Here is a 16,581-nt window from a genome sequence, read left to right on the forward strand (position 1 = left end):
GGGCTGATCCTACGACCGGGGTCTGCGACCCCGTCCCCGGCTGCCACCGACACCCGGTCAGGAGGTCGCGGCGTCGGCGCGGGCGAGCAGTCGGACGGCCAGGTCGCGTAGGCGGTCCTCGTCGTCGCGACGCGCGACCTGCAGGCGAGCGCTCATGGCCTGGGGCGAGATGCCGAGCTGCTCGGCGGCTGCTCGCTGCGTGGCGTGGCGCCGCACCTCGTCGACCGCCTCCTGGCCGTCCGGCGACCGGTCCACGACGAGCCGGCCCAGCACCTGCAGGACGGTCTCGGCGTCGAGGGCGTCCTGGGCGTCGCGACCCTCACCCGCCTCCAGCGCCACGCCCGCGGTGCACCGTGCTGCTCGCTCGACCGCGATCCGAGCCGCGAAGAGCGCTGGACCCCGAGCGGCGCGGACCGAGGGCGGTGTCGGCGAGTCGACGTCCCCGACCCCCACCCCGATCCACCAGTGGCCGGTGCGGGCCACCTGGGTGACCACCTCGACCGCGACGTCCGGCACCGAGACGAGGCCCTGGACCTCGTCGCCCACGGTGCGCTCGAACGCGCGGACGGTCTCGGCGCCGGCGAGGAGGTCGAGGAGCCCCGGCACCCCGTCGTCGGACAGCCGGCTCCCCCGCTGGTCGATGGTGAGGGCGTACATGGATGCAGTCTATCAACCCATGAGCCTTGATTCATGTGAATCAAGCCCTGAGGCTTGATTATGCGGCGGGGTGTCGCCACCCCGTGGCACGATGGCGCGCGAGGAGATGCCATGACCGATGCGACCGACGACGTCAGCCGACGCCCGACCACCGGCGACGCGCCTTCGCCTGCGCCCGAGCCCGCCGACGTCACCGCGCCCGACCACGACAGAGCGGTCGGGGCCGGGCCGCTGGAGGTCGAGCTCAGCATCCTCGCCGAGGCCCGCAACGAGGTGGGCGCCGCCGACCACAAGGCGTCCATGGTGCTGGCCGTCCTCGGCATCGGCTTCGGTGCGCTGCTCGCGGGCCTGCTGGCCCGGGACTGGAGCCCGGCGGAGCTCGAGCCGTTCGGACGCGTCGTCTGGACCGTGGGCGCACTGCTCGCGGGCGGGTCCGTCGGTGCTGCCGCGTGCGCGGTCTGGCCTCGCTTCACCGTTCCCCCGCCGTCGGCGCACGTGTACTACTGGGGGCACGTGGCGGCCTTCGCCTCCCGTGACGACCTGGACGAGACCCTCGACGCCCACCCGCCGACGCTGCCCGCCCGCACCCGGCACCAGCTCTACGAGCTGTCGCGGATCGTGGCGCGCAAGTACCACTGGGTGAGGGTGGCGATGCGCCTCGCGGGCGCCTCGGTGCCGTTCTTCCTGCTCGCCGCCCTCACCGGCTACTGAGGGTCGGGGCCGGCCACCGCGCCCTGGAGCAGCAGCGCGTGGGCGTGCAGCACGGCGTAGGCGCCGCTGCGACGCAGGTTCTGCGAGACCGCGGAGGGGCTGATGCCCTCGCGCTCGGCCAGCTCGGCCTGGGTGCGCCCGTCGAGCACACCGCGCAGGAGGCGACGGGAGCGGACCGGCATGCCCGTCACGATCTCGTCGCGCAGCAGCAGGAACGCGTCGACGTACGCCTGGTCGGGGCGGTCCGGGTCGGCGGGTGCGTCCGGCGCGACGACGAACCAGGTGCGCAGCGTCCGGTCCCGCGCGGTCTCGCGGGCCTTCGCCTCGTCGATGGCGTCGCGTGCCGCCCACCATCCGGGGCCGTCCTGGAGCAGCCCCACCACACCCGTTCCCAGGTGCTGCACGGCCCCCACCCCGATCCCGGCCCGCGCATCGAGCGCCTCGGGCAGCTCCAGACGGAGCAGCAGGGTGGCCCGCAAGGCCTCCTCGACCGTGCGGTACCGGGCCTGGGCCTCATCACCCAGTGTCGGCTCGAGGGGTTGCTCGGCAGGTACCGCGTCGTTGACCGCCGCCAGGGCCTGCGTGAACACCCGGTGCACCCAGGCGCGATCACCGTGGCGACGCGACCCGACGAGGTCCACGATCACCGTCACCCGCGTGTGAACCTCGACCATGGAGATAAGCATATGCGTTCAGGTAAGACAAAACCTGGACCTGGCAGGATGGGGTGATGCGCATCGCTTGGGCCTGCGGGGCCGACTTCCGCGAGGTCGATGCCGACCTCCCCCTGCTCACCGCCGCCGTCGCGGAGGTCGGGATCGACGCCGAGACCGCCGTCTGGGACGACCCCGACGTCGACTGGGGCTCCTACGACCTCGTGGTCGTGCGCTCGTGCTGGGACTACGTACCGCGGCGCGAGGCGTTCCTCGCCTGGGCCGACAGCGTGCCCCGGCTGGCGAACCCGGCCGGCGTGCTGCGCTGGAACACCGACAAGACGTACCTGCGGCAGCTCGTCGAGGCCGACGTGGCCGTGGTCGAGACGGCCTGGTCCGTCCGGTCCGCCGAGGCGTTGCCCGAGGCCGACGAGTGGGTCGTGAAGCCGACCATCTCCGCCGGATCCGCCGACACGGCGCGCTGGAGCGACCCCGAGCGGGCCGTCGCCCACAGCCGCAGCCTGCTCGACGCCGGCCGGCCGACCATGGTCCAGCCGTACGTCGCCTCCGTCGACACCGAGGGCGAGACCGGTCTGCTGCTCTTCGGCCCGACGTACTCCCACGCCTTCCGCAAGGGCGCACTGCTCGTGGACGAGGGTGATCCACGCGGGCTGCCCGAGCTGAAGGAGGACATCGCGTCGAGGGACGCCTCACCCGAGCAGGTGGCCTTCGCCGAGCGCGCGGTGTCGGTGGCACGCGACCTGGTGGGCGACGACCTGCTCTACGCCCGGGTGGACGTGGTGACCGGACCCGACGGCGACCTGCGACTCATGGAGCTCGAGCTGACCGAGCCGTCGTTCTTCCTCGACCACACCCCCACCGGCGCGGCGGCGTTCGCGACCGCCCTGCAGGGTCGGCTCGGCGCCTAGGTGGTTCGGCCGCGAGGCACCGGTTCCGGCGAACGCGTTGCGGGCGGGGGCCGGAGGAGGCAGGATCGACGCCCGTGACCTCGACTCCCGGACTCGTGCGCTTCTACGACGTGACGAGTGCCGACGGCACGCGCCTGAGGGCCTGGACGAACGACGCCGACGGCCCCACCGTGCTCCTGTGCAACGGGCTGGGGACCAACCCCTACGCGTGGCCCACGCTGCTGCGTCCGGACTGCGGCGTGCGCGTCGTCTCGTGGAACCACCGCGGCGTCGGCGGGTCGGCCCGACCCAAGGACGGCCGGGTCGATCTCGACGCGTACGTGGAGGACGCCCTGGCGGTCATGGACCACGCCGGGATCGAGTCGGCCCCCCTGCTGAGCTGGTCGGCCGGGGTGACCGTGGCCTTCGAGCTGGCCGGGCGCCACCCCGACAGGGTGAGGGGGATCCTGGCCGTCGCGGGCGTGCCGGGCAACACCTTCGGCACGATGCTCGCACCGCTGCACGTCCCGCCCTTCCTGGCGCGCCAGCTGATGGTCGGCCTGGCGCGCATCACCACCGTGACCGGGCACGGCATCGCCCCCCTCACGACCCGGATCCCGTGGACGCGTTCCACCACCAACATCCTGCGTCGCACCCGACTCATCGACCCCGCGGCCGACACCGCGGAGCTGCAGGCGATGGTGAAGGAGTTCTGCACGACCCACCCCGCCTGGTACGCGAAGCTCGCGCTCGGCGTGGCCGAGCACTCCCGCGTCTCGCTCTCCTCGATCGACGTGCCCACCACGTTCGTCTCCGGCCGGTGGGACGTGCTCACGGGCGCCCGCGACATGTACACCGCGTCGCAGGCCGTGAAGCGCTCCCGCTACCGCGAGCTCGACGCCACGCACTTCATCCCGGTGGAGCAGCCCGAGGTCGTGCGCGAGGAGCTGCGGATGCTGCTCGAGCGCATCGACGCGCTGCGCGGAGCCTGAGGCCGCACCCGCTCAGGCCGGCTCGTCCGCCCACGAGGCGCGGCCGTCACCGGTGATGGGGATGGCCGGGCCCGGGGTGACCCGGGGCCGGAACGTCGCCTCGCCGAGGCCGCGGACGCGGGCGATCCACTCGCGCGCACGTCGACCGCCCTCGCTGACGACGTAGCCCTCGACGTCGAGACCGGCCGCGACGCCCAGGTCGACCGTCCGTGCCGCGTAGACGCCCTGGGTGACGACGATCGCGTCCTCGACCCCGAACACGTCTCGGGCGCGCCGCATGGTGTGCCACGTGCTGAATCCCGCGTAGTCGGTGAAGACGTCGGCCGCGGGCACGCCGGCCTCGAGCACGGCCAGACGCATCGCGTCGGGCTCGTTGTATGTGCTGGTGCCGTTGTCGCCCGACAGGAGGATCTTCTCGACGAGGCCCGCGTCGTGGAGGGCCACGGCAGCGCGCACGCGCTCCTCGACGGGCCGTCCGAGCGTGCCGTCCGGATAGACGCCGGCACCCGGCACGATCACGACCTGGGCCGGGCCGAGGTCGTCGACGTCACGCGTCAGGTCGCCGGAGGTCCGACCCACGACCACGAGATTCGCGACCACCACCGACGAGCCGACGAGCGCGGTGACGGCGAGACCCGCGATCCGGAGGACGCGCGACGTGGACCGGCTCACGGGCCGACGCCGTCCGGAGCGCTCGTCATCGTGACGGGCTCATCCGCCGAGCTTCTCGAGGATCAGCTCGCGCACGCGCCCGGCGTCGGCCTGGCCCCGCATCTCCTTCATGACGGCGCCGATGAGCGCACCGGCGGCCTGCACCTTGCCGTCGCGGATCTTCTGGGCGACGTCGGGGTTGGCCGCGATGGCGGTGTCGACGGCAGCACCGAGCGCGCCGTCGTCGGACACGACCTCGAGCCCGCGCGCGGTCACGACCTCCTCGGGCGTGCCCTCGCCGGCCAGCACGCCCTCCAGCACCTGTCGGGCGAGCTTGTCGTTGACGCGACCGGAATCGATCAGGGCCTGCACGCCCGCGACCTGCTCCGGCGTGACGCCCAGCTCGTCGAGGCCGGTGCCGGACTCGTTGGCGCGGCGCGCCAGCTCGCCGAGCCACCACTTCTTCGCCGACGCCGGGGTGGCCCCGGCCGCGACCGTGGCCACGACGAGCTCCAGCGCGCCGGCGCCCACGGTGTCGCGCATGTCGAGGTCGGTGAAGTCCCACTCCGCCTGCAGCCGCTTGCGTCGCTCGGCCGGCGGCTCGGGCAACGTGCCCCGCAGCTCGTCGACCCAGGCGCGCGACGGCGCGACCGGCGCGAGGTCGGGCTCGGGGAAGTAGCGGTAGTCGTCGGCGTCGGACTTGGGCCGACCCGGCGAGGTGGTGCCGTCGGACTCGTGGAAGTGCCGCGTCTCCTGCAGGATGCTCTGCCCGGCGTCGAGCACGCCCGCGTGCCGAGACACCTCGAAGCGCACCGCCCGCTCGACCGAGCGGAAGGAGTTCACGTTCTTGGTCTCGCTGCGGGTGCCGAGCGTGGACGAGCCAGTGGGCTTGAGCGACAGGTTCACGTCGGCACGCAGCGAACCCTGGTCCATGCGGGCGTCGGAGACGCCGAGCGCCACCATGAGGTCGCGCAGGTGCTGGACGTAGGCGCGTGCCACGAGCGGGGCCCGGTCGGCCGGCACCTCGATCGTGCGGGTGACGATCTCGATCAGCGGGATGCCGGCCCGGTTGTAGTCGAGCAGCGAGTGGTCGGCGCCGTGGATGCGTCCGGTGGCACCGCCGACGTGCAGCGACTTGCCGGTGTCCTCCTCCATGTGGGCGCGCTCGATCTCGATGCGGAACGTCTCCACCCCGCCGTCCGGCAGGGGCACGTCGAGGTCGACGTAGCCGTCGAAGGCGATCGGCTCGTCGTACTGCGACGTCTGGAAGTTCTTCGGCATGTCCGGGTAGAAGTAGTTCTTGCGGGCGAACCGGCACCACTCGGCGATCTCGCAGTTGAGCGCGAGCCCGATGCGGATGGCCGACTCGACCGCCTTGGCGTTCACGACGGGCAGTGCGCCCGGCAGGCCCAGGCAGACGGGGCACACCTGGGTGTTCGGCTCGGAGCCGAACACGGTGGCGCAGCCGCAGAACATCTTCGTGGCGGTGTTCAGCTCGACGTGGACCTCGAGCCCGAGGACCGGGTCGTAGCGCTCGATCGCCTTCTCGAACGGGACGAGCGCCGGTGTGGTCGTGCTGCTGCTCTGGGTGCTCATCGGGTCGCTCCTGCATCGATCTCGCTCAGCTGGGGGGCCGCGACGAGCCGCTCCAGGGCCGCCCCGACGTTGTACAGACGGTCGTCGGCCTGGGCCGGGGCGAGCACCTGCACGCCGACCGGGAGACCCGTGTCGCTCGCGAGCCCGACCGGGAGGCTGAGCCCCGGCACTCCGGCGAGGTTGGCCGGGATGGTGGCGATGTCCTCGAGGTACATGGCCAGCGGGTCGTCGCTCTTCTCCCCCAGGCGCCAGGCCGTGGTGGGAGCGGTGGGCGAGACCAGCACGTCGACCTGCCCGAACGCAGCCGCGAAGTCGCGCGCGACGAGCGTGCGCACCTTCTGCGCCGAGCCGTAGTAGGCGTCGTAGTAGCCGCTCGAGAGGGCGTACGTCCCGAGGATGATGCGGCGCTTGACCTCGTCGCCGAAGCCGGCGTCACGGCTGACGGCCATGACCTGCTCGGCGCTGGGGCCGTCGACGCCGTCGGGCGCGACGCGGACGCCGTACCGCATGGCGTCGAAGCGGGCCAGGTTGCTGGACACCTCGCTCGGCATGACCAGGTAGTAGGCGGCGATGCCGTGCACGAAGCTCGGGCACGAGATCTCGACGACCTCGGCGCCCGCCTTGGCGAGCAGCTCGACGGACTCGTCGAAGCGCTGCTGGACGCCGGGCTGGAAGCCCTCTCCACCGAGCTCCTTCACGACACCGATGCGCAGCCCGGCGACGTCGCCGCGGCGGGCCGCGGCCACGACGTCGGGCGTGGGCGCGTCGATGCTGGTGGAGTCCATCGGGTCGTGTCCGGCGAGCACCTCGTGCAGCAGGGCGGCGTCGAGCACGGAGCGGGCCATCGGGCCGACCTGGTCGAGGCTGCTGGCCATGGCGATGACGCCGTAGCGCGAGACACCGCCGTACGTCGGCTTGACGCCCACGATGCCGGTCATGGCGCCGGGCTGGCGGATGGATCCGCCCGTGTCGGTGCCGAGGGCCAGGGGCGCCTCGTAGCCGGCCACGGCGGCCGCGGACCCACCGCTGGAGCCGCCGGGGATGCGCTCGGTGTCCCAGGGGTTGCGCGCCGGCTTGTAGGCCGAGTGCTCGTTGGACGAGCCCATGGCGAACTCGTCGAGGTTGGTCTTGCCGAGGATCGGCAGACCCGCGGCACGCAGACGGCTGACGACGGTCGCGTCGTAGGGCGGGACCCAGCCCTCGAGGATGCGCGAACCGGCCGTGGTGGGCTGGCCGACGGTGTTGATGAGGTCCTTCACGGCCACCGGGACGCCGGCGAGGGTCGCCAGCTGCTCGCCCGCTGCGCGCCGCGCGTCGACGTCGGCCGCCGTGGCCAGCGCGCCCTCGGCGTCGACGTGCAGGAAGGCGCCGAGCCGCTCGTCGACATCGGCGATGCGGTCGAGGTGGGCCTGGGTGACGGCCACGGACGTGAGGGTGCCGTCGACGAGGCCGTCGGCGATCTCGGCGGCCTCGAGCCGGGTGAGGTCGCTCATCACTCCTCCCCGAGGATCTGCGGGACGAGGAAGCGCTGCTCCTCGCTCGCCGGGGCACCGGCGAGGGCCTCGTCGGGCGTCAGACCGGGACGGACCTCGTCGGCACGGAACACGTTGCTGATCGGCACCGGGTGGCTCATCGGCTCGACGTCGTCGGCAGCGGCCTCCTGGACGGCGGCGACGTGGTCGAGGATCGCCGGGAGCTCGGCGCCGAGCCGGTCCAGCTCGTCCTCGCTGAGCGAGATGCGCGCGAGGCTCGCCAGGTGGGCGACGTCCTCACGCGAGATGGCCGACGACATGCGTCTCCCTTGCAGGCTCGGGTGCGGGTACCGACCCATCGTAGTGACGTGTCACCTGGCGTTCACCACGCTCCCCTAGCCTCCCGCTCGTGATCGACACCGTGGCCGCCCAGCACCTCACCGACTTCACCGTCGACGACTCCGACGACGACGACCCCGTGCTCCTGGATCCCTCCGGCGTGCCGGTGGACACCTGGCGCGAGGGCTACCCCTACGGCGAGCGGCTCGACCGCACGACGTACGACCTGGAGAAGCGGCTCCTGCAGATCGAGCTGATCAAGCTGCAGCGCTGGGTGAAGGACACCGGGCAGCGGGTCGTGATGGTGTTCGAGGGACGCGACGCGGCCGGCAAGGGCGGCACGATCAAGCGGTTCACCGAGAACCTCAACCCGCGCGGCGCCCGCGTGGTGGCCCTCGTGAAGCCGACCGAGCGCGAGCAGGGCCAGTGGTACTTCCAGCGCTACGTCCACCACCTGCCGACGACCGGCGAGCTCACGTTCTTCGACCGGTCCTGGTACAACCGCGCCGGTGTCGAGCGGGTGATGGGCTTCTGCACGCCCGACCAGTACACCGAGTTCCTCAAGCAGGCGCCGGCGTTCGAGAAGATGCTCGTCAACGACGGCATCCACGTCGTGAAGTTCTGGTTCTCGGTCTCGCGCGCGGAGCAGCTGACCCGGTTCACCATCCGCCAGATCGACCCGGTGCGGCAGTGGAAGCTCTCCCCCATGGACCTCGCCTCCCTCGACAAGTGGGACGCCTACACCGAGGCCAAGGAGGCGATGTTCCGCAGGACGGACACGAAGCACTCCCCCTGGACCGTCGTGAAGAGCAACGACAAGAAGCGTGCCCGTCTGGAGGCCATGCGCCACGTGCTGCACCGCTTCGACTACCCCGGCAAGGACCACGAGGTCGTCCGCATCCCCGACCCGCTCGTCGTGGGCGCGGCGGCCGACCTCTTCGACCCGGACGACGCCGACGTGGACTGAGTGCCGCTCGTCGGTCGCGCCCGCTGGACAGGCGCGGCCGAGCCGTGGAAGGGCGGAGGCACCCGCGGATACCTCGTCGGCCGCCTGCCATGCTCGAGGGATGTCCCCCTTCTCCCGCCTGCTGCTGCCCCTGGTCGCCTGCGTCCTCGTGCTGACGGGGTGCTCCGCGGCCGGGAACGACGCACTCCCTGAGGCCACCGACGGGTGCCCCCAGGTGCAGGTCGTCGGGGTCCGTGGGCAGTCGCAGTCGCTCGACAAGAACCGTGGCCTGGGCACCGAGGTCGACGGCGTGGTCACCGACCTCGAGGAGCGGCTGGCAGCGAAGGGCGTGGACGACATCGACGTCGACGCGGTCCGGCACCGCAGCCGTGACGCCTCCGACGTCGACGTCTACGAGGCCGACGTCGACCAGGGCCGACGGCTGCTGGCCCGCCAGCTCACCGCGTCGGTCCGGGACTGCCCGGAGGCACGCCTGGCGGTCGTCGGCTTCAGCCAGGGCGCACAGATCGCCCAGGAGACGCTCGCCGACCGACCCGCCCTCGCCCGTCGCGTCGACGCGCTCGCGCTCATCGGCAGCCCGCGGCACGACCCCGACGCCCCGTTCATCCGCCCGGACCTCCCTGGTTCGGAGGCCACCCTCGACGGCAGCCTGGGCGCCGGTCCGGACCTCGGTGCGCTCGCCGACCGGACGGTGGATGCCTGCTTGACCCGCGACGTCGTGTGCGACGCCGACGGAGGTACCGACTACACCGTGCACAAGACCGGGTACGAGGACGCGGCCATCACGAGCCAGCTCGCCCGCGCCGTGCAACGCCTTCTGCTGGGCTGAGGCAGGACGTCCGGACGGAGGAGGTCGTCACGCTCGGGTCAGGCAGTCGGGCGCGTGCACCCGGATGGTCGAGGGCGGGTGCGCCGCGAGCCTTGAGGGCGACGGGACCGGCCGGCGGACGAGCTCGCCGCCGCAGTTCGGGCACGTGAGGTCGAGCCGGCCCTCGGCGCAGTCGCGGCACCACGTGCACTCGTAGGTGCAGATGAAGACGCCGCGGCTCGTGGGCGCGAGGTCGACGTCGCAGCACTCACAGCTCGGACGAAGCTCCAGCACGGTCAGGCCTCACCCTCGGTGTCCGGCGCGTCGGCCCCGTCCTCGTCGTTGGCACCGTCGTCCGCGTCGGCGTCGTCCTCGGCCGCAGGAGGCCCGTCGGCGAGCAGCTTCTTGAAGCCGTCCTCGTCGAGGATCGGGACGCCCAGCTGCTCGGCCTTCTCGGCCTTGGTGCCGGGGCTGTCGCCGACGACGACGTAGCCGGTCTTCTTGCTCACCGAACCCGACGCCTTGCCGCCGTGGGCGATGATCGCCTCCTTGACGGAGTCACGGGTGAAGTCCTGCAGCGACCCGGTGACGACGACCGTGAGTCCCTCGAGGGTGCGCACGATGCTGTCGTCGCGCTCGTCGGCCATGCGTACCCCCGCCGCAGCCCAGGCATCGACGATGCCGCAGTGCCAGTCGACGGTGAACCAGTCCACGACGGCGTCGGCGATCGTGGGACCGACGCCCTCGGCCGCTGCGAGCTCCTCGGCGCTGGCGGCGCGGATGGCCTCCATGGTGACGAACTCGGTGGCGAGTGCCCGCGCCGCGGTGGGGCCGACGTGGCGGATGGACAGGGCCACGAGCACCCGCCACAGCGGCTGGGTCTTGGCCTTCTGCAGGCCGTCGAGGAACTTGCGACCGTTGGTGGAGAGCACCGTGTCGTCCGGACCCAGCACCGGGGCGTCCGGCGCGCCGGCGGCGACCGCCTCCTTCTCCACCCTCTTCGCCGCTCGGCGGTACAGCGGCACGGTGAGCAGCTGCTGCTCCGTCAGGGCGAAGAGCCCGCCCTCGTCGACGAGCACCCCGGACTCGAGCAGCGCCACGGCGCCCTCCCAGCCGAAGACCTCGATGTCGAAGGCACCTCGGCCGCCGACGTGGGTCAGCCGCTCGCGCAGCTGCGACGGGCAGGACCGCGTGTTGGGGCAGCGGATGTCGGCGTCGCCCTCCTTGGCGGGGGCGAGCGGAGTTCCGCACGACGGGCACTCGGTGGGCATGACGAACTCGCGCTCGGTGCCGTCGCGCAGCGCGACGACGGGCCCGACGATCTCGGGGATCACGTCACCGGCCTTGCGCAGCACCACCATGTCGCCGATGAGCACGCCCTTGCGCTTGACCTCGTGCTGGTTGTGCAGGGTGGCCATCTCGACCGTGGACCCGGCCACCTTGGCCGGCTCCATGAGCCCGAAGGGCGTGACGCGTCCCGTGCGGCCCACGTTCACGAGGATGTCCTTGAGCCGGGTGTTGACCTCCTCCGGCGGGTACTTGAACGCGATCGCCCATCGCGGCGCGCGGGAGGTGGAGCCCAGGCGTCCCTGAAGCGCCACCTGGTCGACCTTGACCACCACCCCGTCGATGTCGTGCTCGACGTCGTGGCGGTGCTCGCCGTAGTGCTCGATGAACTCCTGGACCGCGTCGAGGCCGGTGACGACCCTGGCCCGGTCCGACGTAGGGAGTCCCCACGCCTTCAGCGCGTCGTAGGCCTCGGACTGCCGCTCGGGCCGGAAGCCCTCGCGGTAGCCCAGGCCGTGGCAGACCATGGACAGCGGCCGCGAGGCCGTGACCGAGGAGTCCTTCATGCGCAGGGTGCCGGCCGCGGCGTTGCGCGGGTTGGCGAACGGGTTGTTGCCGGCCTCGGCCCAGGCGGCGTTGAAGTCGTCGAAGGCCTGCGTGGGGAAGTAGACCTCGCCCCGGACCTCGACGTAGGCGGGCACCGGGAACTCGTCCGTCGCGGAGAGACGGTGCGGGATCGCCTTGATCGTGCGGACGTTCTCGGTGACGTCCTCCCCCACCCGACCGTCGCCGCGGGTGACACCGCGGGTGAGGACACCGTCCTCGTAGGTCAGGCTGATGGCGAGACCGTCGACCTTGAGCTCGCACAGGAACTCGGCCTCGCCCGCGCCGTCGCGCTCGAGTCGCCCGTACCAGGCCTCGAGCTCCTCGCGGCTGAACGCGTTGTCGAGGCTGAGCATCCGCTCGCGGTGCTCGTAGGCCTCGAACGACGAGGAGACCATGCCGCCCACCTGCTGGGTGGGCGAGTCGGGCGTGCGGAGCTCGGGCAGCTGCTCCTCCAGCGTCTCGAGCTCGCGCACGAGGGCGTCGTACTCGCCGTCGGAGATGGTCGGCGCGTCGTCGCGGTGGTAGCGCTGGCGGTGCTCGTCGACCTGCTCGGCCAGCTCCTTGTGCCGCTGCCGCAGGTCGTCGTCGCTCATGCGTCAGACGATATCGGCGCCCGCCGACACGTGCGCCGCGAGTCGCGGGGTGCATCGGTGTCGACGACCTGGCACGGTGGACGCATGAGCACTCGACGTCTCGTCCCGATCGTCCTCGGCGCTCTCCTCGTGGTGGCCGGGCTCGTGGGGTTCTTCGCCCTCGACGGGCTCACGGCCGACGTGGTGTGCGGCGTGGCCGTGGTCGTCGGCATCGCGGTCGTACGGCTCGGCAGTCGTCCGGCCCGCGACGAGATCGTGTGAGGCCCATGGTGCTGCGTCGCTGCGGCTGAACCTTCGCTGGTGCGCTTCCCCGGCTGGGTCTTCGCTCGCTGCTGCGTCGCTCCGACTGGGCCTCGACCTGCGGCTGCGTCGCTGTGGCTGCGAGTCGGCTCGGTCTCCGAAAGGGCCTCGACCGGCGGACGGGTCCGGGGTCGGTCGGGTTCTCGGAGTGTGGCTCGAGGGACGCACGATTCTGCGTTCGCGCGTGAGGGCTCGAAGGATGCTGCGTTAGCTACGGGATCTCGTCGTGAACGCAGCATCGTTCGGGTTGTTGTGCGCGAAGGCAGAATCCTGCGTCCAGCGGGGCTTCGGTACGCGGCGGCTGGGCAGGGATTCTCCCTTTGCGCGGACCGTTGCACGAGAAGGGAGAATCCCTGCCCTTCTGAGGCCGTCTTCGTCGCCACGACTCTTCCTTCGTGAGGCACGGTCCACGCGAAGGAAGCATCGTGCGTGGATCACGCGCAGAGGGAGAGTCGTGGCTGCGCCCCGCAGGTCCGCCCGGGTCGAGACCCACCGGTGCGGTCGAGGTCCTCTCGGAGACCGAGCCGACTCGCAGCCACAGCGACGCAGCAGCAAGCGGAAGCCCAGCCGGAGCCGCGCAGCCACAGGGACGTACCGACCCAAGCCACGCAGCAGCGGGTCGCACACAACCGCAGGAAGCGCACCCCCACGCGATGCACACAGGGGGTGGCCGCAGCGCCCTCGACGGTGGTCAGCCCGCGAGGGCGGCGAGCTCGGCCAGCACCTGGCGGGCGTGGGCCGGGGTGGCCCCGGCCAGGCCGCAGGACGGCGTCACGACCACCCGGTCGTGCCAGGCGTCCTCGGCGAAGCCCAGACGGTCGAACCACGCCTCCAGCGTGCGACGGGACGCGGCCGTGTCGAGCGCGGCGTCGGTCGACGGGAGGATCCCGGGCCACAGGTCCGTCCCCGCCTCGAACGCCTCGGCCCATGCGTCGCCTCCAGAGGGGGTGTCGAGCGACAGGTCGAAGGAGATCGCGTCGAAGCCCGCGCCGCGGAGCAGCGTGACGGGCAGGTCCGGAGCGCACGAGTGCACGACCGGGCTCGCTCCCGCCGCCCGCACCGCGTCGACGACGACGCGCAGCAGGGCGTCGGCCTCCGGCGGGTGCACGGTGCGGTAGCGCCCGAAGCCCGAGGAGGTGGGGACCTGTGCGGACAGCACGGCAGGGAGCATCGGCTCGTCGACCTGCAGCACCAGCTCGGCGCCGGGGAACCGGCGGCGCAGCGACGCGACGTGGTCGGTGAGGCCCGACGCGAGCGCGTGGGCGAGGTCGCGCCGTGCTCCGTGGTCCGAGAGCACCTTCTCCCCCCGCTGCAGCTCCACGGTCGCAGCGAGCGTCCACGGCCCGGCGACCTGCTGCTTGACGGCACCCTGTCGGTCCTGCGCCAGCTCCTCCACGACGTCGAGGTCCTGGGCGAGCAGCGACCTGGCGCGACGGTGGTCAACGCCCGACGCGTCGAGCAGCCGCCACCCACCGGGCTGCAGGTCCGCCCCCAGCCCCTCCAGGAACGCGAGCGAGCGGCCGATCATCTGCGCGCCGACGCCTCGCGCCGGCAGCTCGGGGACGAAGGCGAGGTCGTCGAGCGTGCCGAGCACGGCCTTGACCGACTCGGCGTAGCCCTCCCCCGGCATCGAGCCGACGCCCGTGGCCCTCACCGCACGGGCCCGGAGGGGATGCTGCTGCGGCTCGTCGCGGTGATCGTGGCCGACCCGACCACGCGGGTCCCGACGTAGACCACGGCGGCCTGGCCGGGGGCGATGCCCTCAGCAGGGTCGACGAGGTCGACGTGCACCCGGCCGTCGTCGAGCACCTCCACGACCGCCCGGTGCTCGGCACCGTGAGCGCGCAGCTGCACCGTGCACTCCAGCGGTCCGTCGGGCGCGGCTCCGCACCACAGCGGTCGGTCCGCCTCGAGGCTGTCGACGAGCAGGTGCTCGCGCGGACCGACGGTGACCGTGCCGGAGACGGGCTCGATGTCGAGCACGAAGCGCGGCTTGCCGTCGTCGGCCGGGACGCCGAGACGCAGGCCGCGCCGCTGTCCGATCGTGTAGGCGTAGGCACCGTCGTGCTCGCGCAGCACCGCACCTGCCTCGTCGACGACCACGCCCGGTCGCGGTCCCAGCTTCTCGGCCAGCCAACCGGCGTTGTCACCGTCGGCGACGAAGCAGATGTCGTGGCTGTCGGGCTTGGTGGCGACCTGCAGGCCGCGACGTGCCGCCTCGTCGCGGACGTCGGTCTTGACCGAGCCGCCGAGGGGGAAGTGCGAGTGACGCAGCTGGTCCTGCGTGAGCACGCCCAGCACGTAGCTCTGGTCCTTGCCGGCGTCCTCCGAGCGGTGCATCTCGACCGTGCCGTCGGTCGCGGTGCTCAGCTGCGCGTAGTGCCCCGTCACGACGCCGTCGAAGCCGAGCGCGAGGGCGCGGTCGAGCACGGCCGCGAACTTGATCTTCTCGTTGCAGCGCAGGCACGGGTTGGGGGTCCGACCCGCGGCGTACTCGGAGACGAAGTCGTCGACCACCTCGTCGGCGAACTCGGCGCTCATGTCCCACACGTAGAACGGGATGCCCAGCGCGTCGGCGGCACGTCGGGCGTCGCCGGCGTCCTCGATGGAGCAGCACCCACGGGCACCGGACCGGTACGACCGGGGGTTGCGGCTCAGGGCCAGGTGCACCCCGGTCACGTCGTGGCCGGCGTCGACGGCACGCGCGGCCGCCACGGCCGAGTCGACACCCCCGGACATGGCCGCGACGAGGCGGGCCATCAGCGGGCCTCCGTCGTCGGTCCGGACATCAACGGCTCCGCACGAGGGAGGCGCGGACGGCACGCTCGTGCACCTGGGGCAGCACCGCGAGCAGCCGGTCGACGTCGGCCTCGGTGCTGGTGTGGCCGAGGCTCAGCCGCAGCGAACCGCGAGCCGCGGCGTCGTCGTAGCCCATCGCGAGCAGCACGTGGCTGGGCTGGGGAACCCCGGCCTGGCAGGCGGATCCGGTGGACACCTCCACCCCCTGCGCGTCGAGCAGCATGAGCATCGCGTCGCCCTCGCACCCCGGGAACGTCACGTGCGCGATGTTGGGCAGACGGTGGTCCGGCCCGGACTCCGGGTCCCCGTTGACGATCGCGTCGGGAACGATTCGCCCGATGCCGTCGACGAGCCGCCGCCTCAGTCCCTCGATGCGTGCCGAGACCTCGGCCTGGCGCTGCACCGTCAGCTCCAGCGCCCGGGCGAAGGAGGCGATGAGCGCCACGCCGACGGTGCCCGAGCGGAGGTCACGTTCCTGGCCGCCGCCGTGGACCAGCGGCACCGGCGTCACCTCGCGTCGCACGACCAGGGCCCCGACGCCGACCGGACCCCCGAGCTTGTGGGCCGTGACGGTCATGGCGTCCAGGTGCGAGCCGGCGAAGTCGAGCGGGAGGTAGCCCGCTGCCTGGACGGCGTCGCTGTGGACCGGGATGCCGTGCTCGCGAGCCAGGGCCACGACGTCGGCCACGGGCTGGATCGTGCCCATCTCGTTGTTGGCCCACATGGTCGTCACGACGGCCACCGACGCCGGGTCGGACTCGATCTGACCGCGCAGGGCGTCGACGACGACCCGGCCCTGGCGGTCCACGGGGGTCGTGTCGATGCGGGCGCCCTCGTGCGCCGCCAACCAGGTCACGGGGTCGAGCAGGGCGTGGTGCTCGATGGAGCTGAACAGGACGCGGTCCCGCGCCGAGGACTCGTCGTGCCGCGCCCAGTACAGACCCTTGATCGCGAGGTTGTTGGCCTCCGTCCCACCGGACGTGAACACCACCTCGCTGGGCCGTGCGCCGAGACACTCGGCGATCACCTCGCGCGACTCCTCGACCACGCGCCGGGCCGCCCGACCCGACGTGTGCAGGCTCGACGCGTTGCCCGTGCGGGCGAGCTGGTCGGCGAGCACCGCGGCGGCCTCGGGATGCATCGGCGTCGTGGCCGCGTGGTCGAGGTACACGGCGTCGAGGCTCGAGGAGGGATCGGACGAGGTCATGGCTCTCCCAGCGTAGTCACTGGCCCCGAGGCCGG

General features: G+C 72.4%; 17 protein-coding genes. 6 read left to right on the forward strand and 11 right to left on the reverse strand.

Features of this window, described 5'->3' with window-relative positions:
• Positions 1-57 precede the first annotated feature (57 nt).
• Complete coding sequence (locus tag ASF37_RS02645) at positions 58-657, reverse strand: hypothetical protein (protein ID WP_056579001.1); 600 nt, start codon at positions 655-657, stop codon at positions 58-60.
• A 111-nt stretch (positions 658-768) separates the two neighbouring features.
• Here ASF37_RS02645 and ASF37_RS02650 point away from each other — a divergent pair, with 111 nt between their 5' ends.
• Positions 769-1,368, forward strand: coding sequence for a Pycsar system effector family protein (locus ASF37_RS02650; protein ID WP_056576801.1), 600 nt, complete (start codon positions 769-771; stop codon positions 1,366-1,368).
• On the opposite strand, the gene ASF37_RS02655 is transcribed toward ASF37_RS02650, so the two are convergent.
• Complete coding sequence (locus tag ASF37_RS02655; protein ID WP_056576798.1) at positions 1,362-2,042, reverse strand: transcriptional regulator; 681 nt, start codon at positions 2,040-2,042, stop codon at positions 1,362-1,364. The genes ASF37_RS02650 and ASF37_RS02655 overlap by 7 nt on opposite strands.
• Before the next feature lie 56 nt (positions 2,043-2,098).
• Between ASF37_RS02655 and ASF37_RS02660 the strand changes: the two genes are divergently transcribed.
• Complete coding sequence (locus ASF37_RS02660) at positions 2,099-2,950, forward strand: RimK family alpha-L-glutamate ligase (protein ID WP_056554047.1); 852 nt, start codon at positions 2,099-2,101, stop codon at positions 2,948-2,950.
• Positions 2,951-3,024: 74 nt separating this feature from the next.
• The gene (locus ASF37_RS02665; protein WP_056576792.1) at positions 3,025-3,921 is read left to right on the forward strand and encodes an alpha/beta fold hydrolase; all 897 of its coding nucleotides are present in this window, start codon (positions 3,025-3,027) and stop codon (positions 3,919-3,921) included.
• Between the two features lie 12 nt (positions 3,922-3,933).
• Here the strand turns inward: ASF37_RS02665 and ASF37_RS02670 are convergent, their stop codons facing one another.
• The 4 genes from ASF37_RS02670 to gatC are packed head-to-tail and all read right to left on the reverse strand — an operon-like array spanning position 3,934 to position 7,960.
• Positions 3,934-4,593, reverse strand: coding sequence for a vancomycin high temperature exclusion protein (locus ASF37_RS02670; RefSeq protein WP_056579003.1), 660 nt, complete (start codon positions 4,591-4,593; stop codon positions 3,934-3,936).
• 39 nt (positions 4,594-4,632) lie between these two features.
• Positions 4,633-6,168, reverse strand: coding sequence for an Asp-tRNA(Asn)/Glu-tRNA(Gln) amidotransferase subunit GatB (gene gatB / locus ASF37_RS02675; protein WP_056576786.1), 1,536 nt, complete (start codon positions 6,166-6,168; stop codon positions 4,633-4,635).
• A complete protein-coding gene (gatA, locus tag ASF37_RS02680; protein WP_056579006.1) occupies positions 6,165-7,661 on the reverse strand; it encodes an Asp-tRNA(Asn)/Glu-tRNA(Gln) amidotransferase subunit GatA in 1,497 nt (498 codons plus the stop codon). The genes gatB and gatA overlap by 4 nt, the downstream gene beginning before the upstream one ends.
• A complete protein-coding gene (gene gatC / locus ASF37_RS02685) occupies positions 7,661-7,960 on the reverse strand; it encodes an Asp-tRNA(Asn)/Glu-tRNA(Gln) amidotransferase subunit GatC (RefSeq protein WP_055967141.1) in 300 nt (99 codons plus the stop codon). Before gatC ends, gatA begins: the two co-directional genes overlap by 1 nt.
• A gap of 89 nt (positions 7,961-8,049) precedes the next feature.
• On the opposite strand from gatC, the gene ppk2 reads away from it, so the two are divergent.
• Both ppk2 and ASF37_RS02695 read left to right on the forward strand, forming a co-directional pair.
• Positions 8,050-8,946 carry a polyphosphate kinase 2 gene (ppk2, locus tag ASF37_RS02690; RefSeq protein WP_200914534.1) on the forward strand — a complete coding sequence of 299 codons (897 nt, stop codon included), beginning with the start codon at positions 8,050-8,052 and terminating at the stop codon, positions 8,944-8,946.
• A 100-nt stretch (positions 8,947-9,046) separates the two neighbouring features.
• A complete protein-coding gene (locus ASF37_RS02695; RefSeq protein ID WP_056554032.1) occupies positions 9,047-9,775 on the forward strand; it encodes a cutinase family protein in 729 nt (242 codons plus the stop codon).
• 27 nt (positions 9,776-9,802) lie between these two features.
• Here the strand turns inward: ASF37_RS02695 and ASF37_RS02700 are convergent, their stop codons facing one another.
• Entirely contained in the window at positions 9,803-10,048 is a 246-nt protein-coding gene (locus tag ASF37_RS02700; RefSeq protein WP_056554029.1) for a DUF1272 domain-containing protein, read from the reverse strand.
• A gap of 2 nt (positions 10,049-10,050) precedes the next feature.
• The gene (ligA, locus tag ASF37_RS02705) at positions 10,051-12,240 is read right to left on the reverse strand and encodes an NAD-dependent DNA ligase LigA (protein WP_056579009.1); all 2,190 of its coding nucleotides are present in this window, start codon (positions 12,238-12,240) and stop codon (positions 10,051-10,053) included.
• Positions 12,241-12,324: 84 nt separating this feature from the next.
• On the opposite strand from ligA, the gene ASF37_RS02710 reads away from it, so the two are divergent.
• On the forward strand, positions 12,325-12,501 hold the full coding sequence (locus ASF37_RS02710) for a hypothetical protein (protein WP_156364755.1): 177 nt from the start codon (positions 12,325-12,327) through the stop codon (positions 12,499-12,501).
• Between the two features lie 730 nt (positions 12,502-13,231).
• Here ASF37_RS02710 and ASF37_RS02715 read toward each other — a convergent pair.
• Genes ASF37_RS02715 through ASF37_RS02725 form a run of 3 tightly spaced genes read right to left on the reverse strand, consistent with a single transcriptional unit; the run spans position 13,232 to position 16,546 of the window.
• Positions 13,232-14,194 (reverse strand): methionine synthase, encoded by a 963-nt coding sequence (locus ASF37_RS02715; protein WP_235492938.1) that lies wholly within the window; start codon positions 14,192-14,194, stop codon positions 13,232-13,234.
• The gene (gene mnmA, locus ASF37_RS02720) at positions 14,191-15,300 is read right to left on the reverse strand and encodes a tRNA 2-thiouridine(34) synthase MnmA (protein ID WP_056579012.1); all 1,110 of its coding nucleotides are present in this window, start codon (positions 15,298-15,300) and stop codon (positions 14,191-14,193) included. Before mnmA ends, ASF37_RS02715 begins: the two co-directional genes overlap by 4 nt.
• A 28-nt stretch (positions 15,301-15,328) precedes the next feature.
• Positions 15,329-16,546 (reverse strand): cysteine desulfurase family protein, encoded by a 1,218-nt coding sequence (locus ASF37_RS02725; protein WP_056579015.1) that lies wholly within the window; start codon positions 16,544-16,546, stop codon positions 15,329-15,331.
• Positions 16,547-16,581: the final 35 nt, after the last annotated feature.

The sequence above is a fragment of the Aeromicrobium sp. Leaf289 genome (genome assembly GCF_001423335.1).
Classification (GTDB): Bacteria; Actinomycetota; Actinomycetes; order Propionibacteriales; family Nocardioidaceae; genus Aeromicrobium.

What these genes read in the sequence shown, in the direction of transcription:
- ligA (WP_056579009.1), bottom strand. Translation starts at nt 12,240, where the DNA reads ATGAGCGACGACGACCTGCGGCAGCGGCACAAGGAGCTGGCCGAGCAG.
- ASF37_RS02655 (WP_056576798.1), bottom strand. Translation starts at nt 2,042, where the DNA reads ATGGTCGAGGTTCACACGCGGGTGACGGTGATCGTGGACCTCGTCGGG.
- gatC (WP_055967141.1), bottom strand. Translation starts at nt 7,960, where the DNA reads ATGTCGTCGGCCATCTCGCGTGAGGACGTCGCCCACCTGGCGAGCCTC.
- ASF37_RS02650 (WP_056576801.1), top strand. Translation starts at nt 769, where the DNA reads ATGACCGATGCGACCGACGACGTCAGCCGACGCCCGACCACCGGCGAC.
- ASF37_RS02660 (WP_056554047.1), top strand. Translation starts at nt 2,099, where the DNA reads ATGCGCATCGCTTGGGCCTGCGGGGCCGACTTCCGCGAGGTCGATGCC.
- ASF37_RS02645 (WP_056579001.1), bottom strand. Translation starts at nt 657, where the DNA reads ATGTACGCCCTCACCATCGACCAGCGGGGGAGCCGGCTGTCCGACGAC.
- ASF37_RS02710 (WP_156364755.1), top strand. Translation starts at nt 12,325, where the DNA reads ATGAGCACTCGACGTCTCGTCCCGATCGTCCTCGGCGCTCTCCTCGTG.
- ASF37_RS02695 (WP_056554032.1), top strand. Translation starts at nt 9,047, where the DNA reads ATGTCCCCCTTCTCCCGCCTGCTGCTGCCCCTGGTCGCCTGCGTCCTC.
- gatB (WP_056576786.1), bottom strand. Translation starts at nt 6,168, where the DNA reads ATGAGCACCCAGAGCAGCAGCACGACCACACCGGCGCTCGTCCCGTTC.
- ASF37_RS02725 (WP_056579015.1), bottom strand. Translation starts at nt 16,546, where the DNA reads ATGACCTCGTCCGATCCCTCCTCGAGCCTCGACGCCGTGTACCTCGAC.
- mnmA (WP_056579012.1), bottom strand. Translation starts at nt 15,300, where the DNA reads ATGGCCCGCCTCGTCGCGGCCATGTCCGGGGGTGTCGACTCGGCCGTG.
- gatA (WP_056579006.1), bottom strand. Translation starts at nt 7,661, where the DNA reads ATGAGCGACCTCACCCGGCTCGAGGCCGCCGAGATCGCCGACGGCCTC.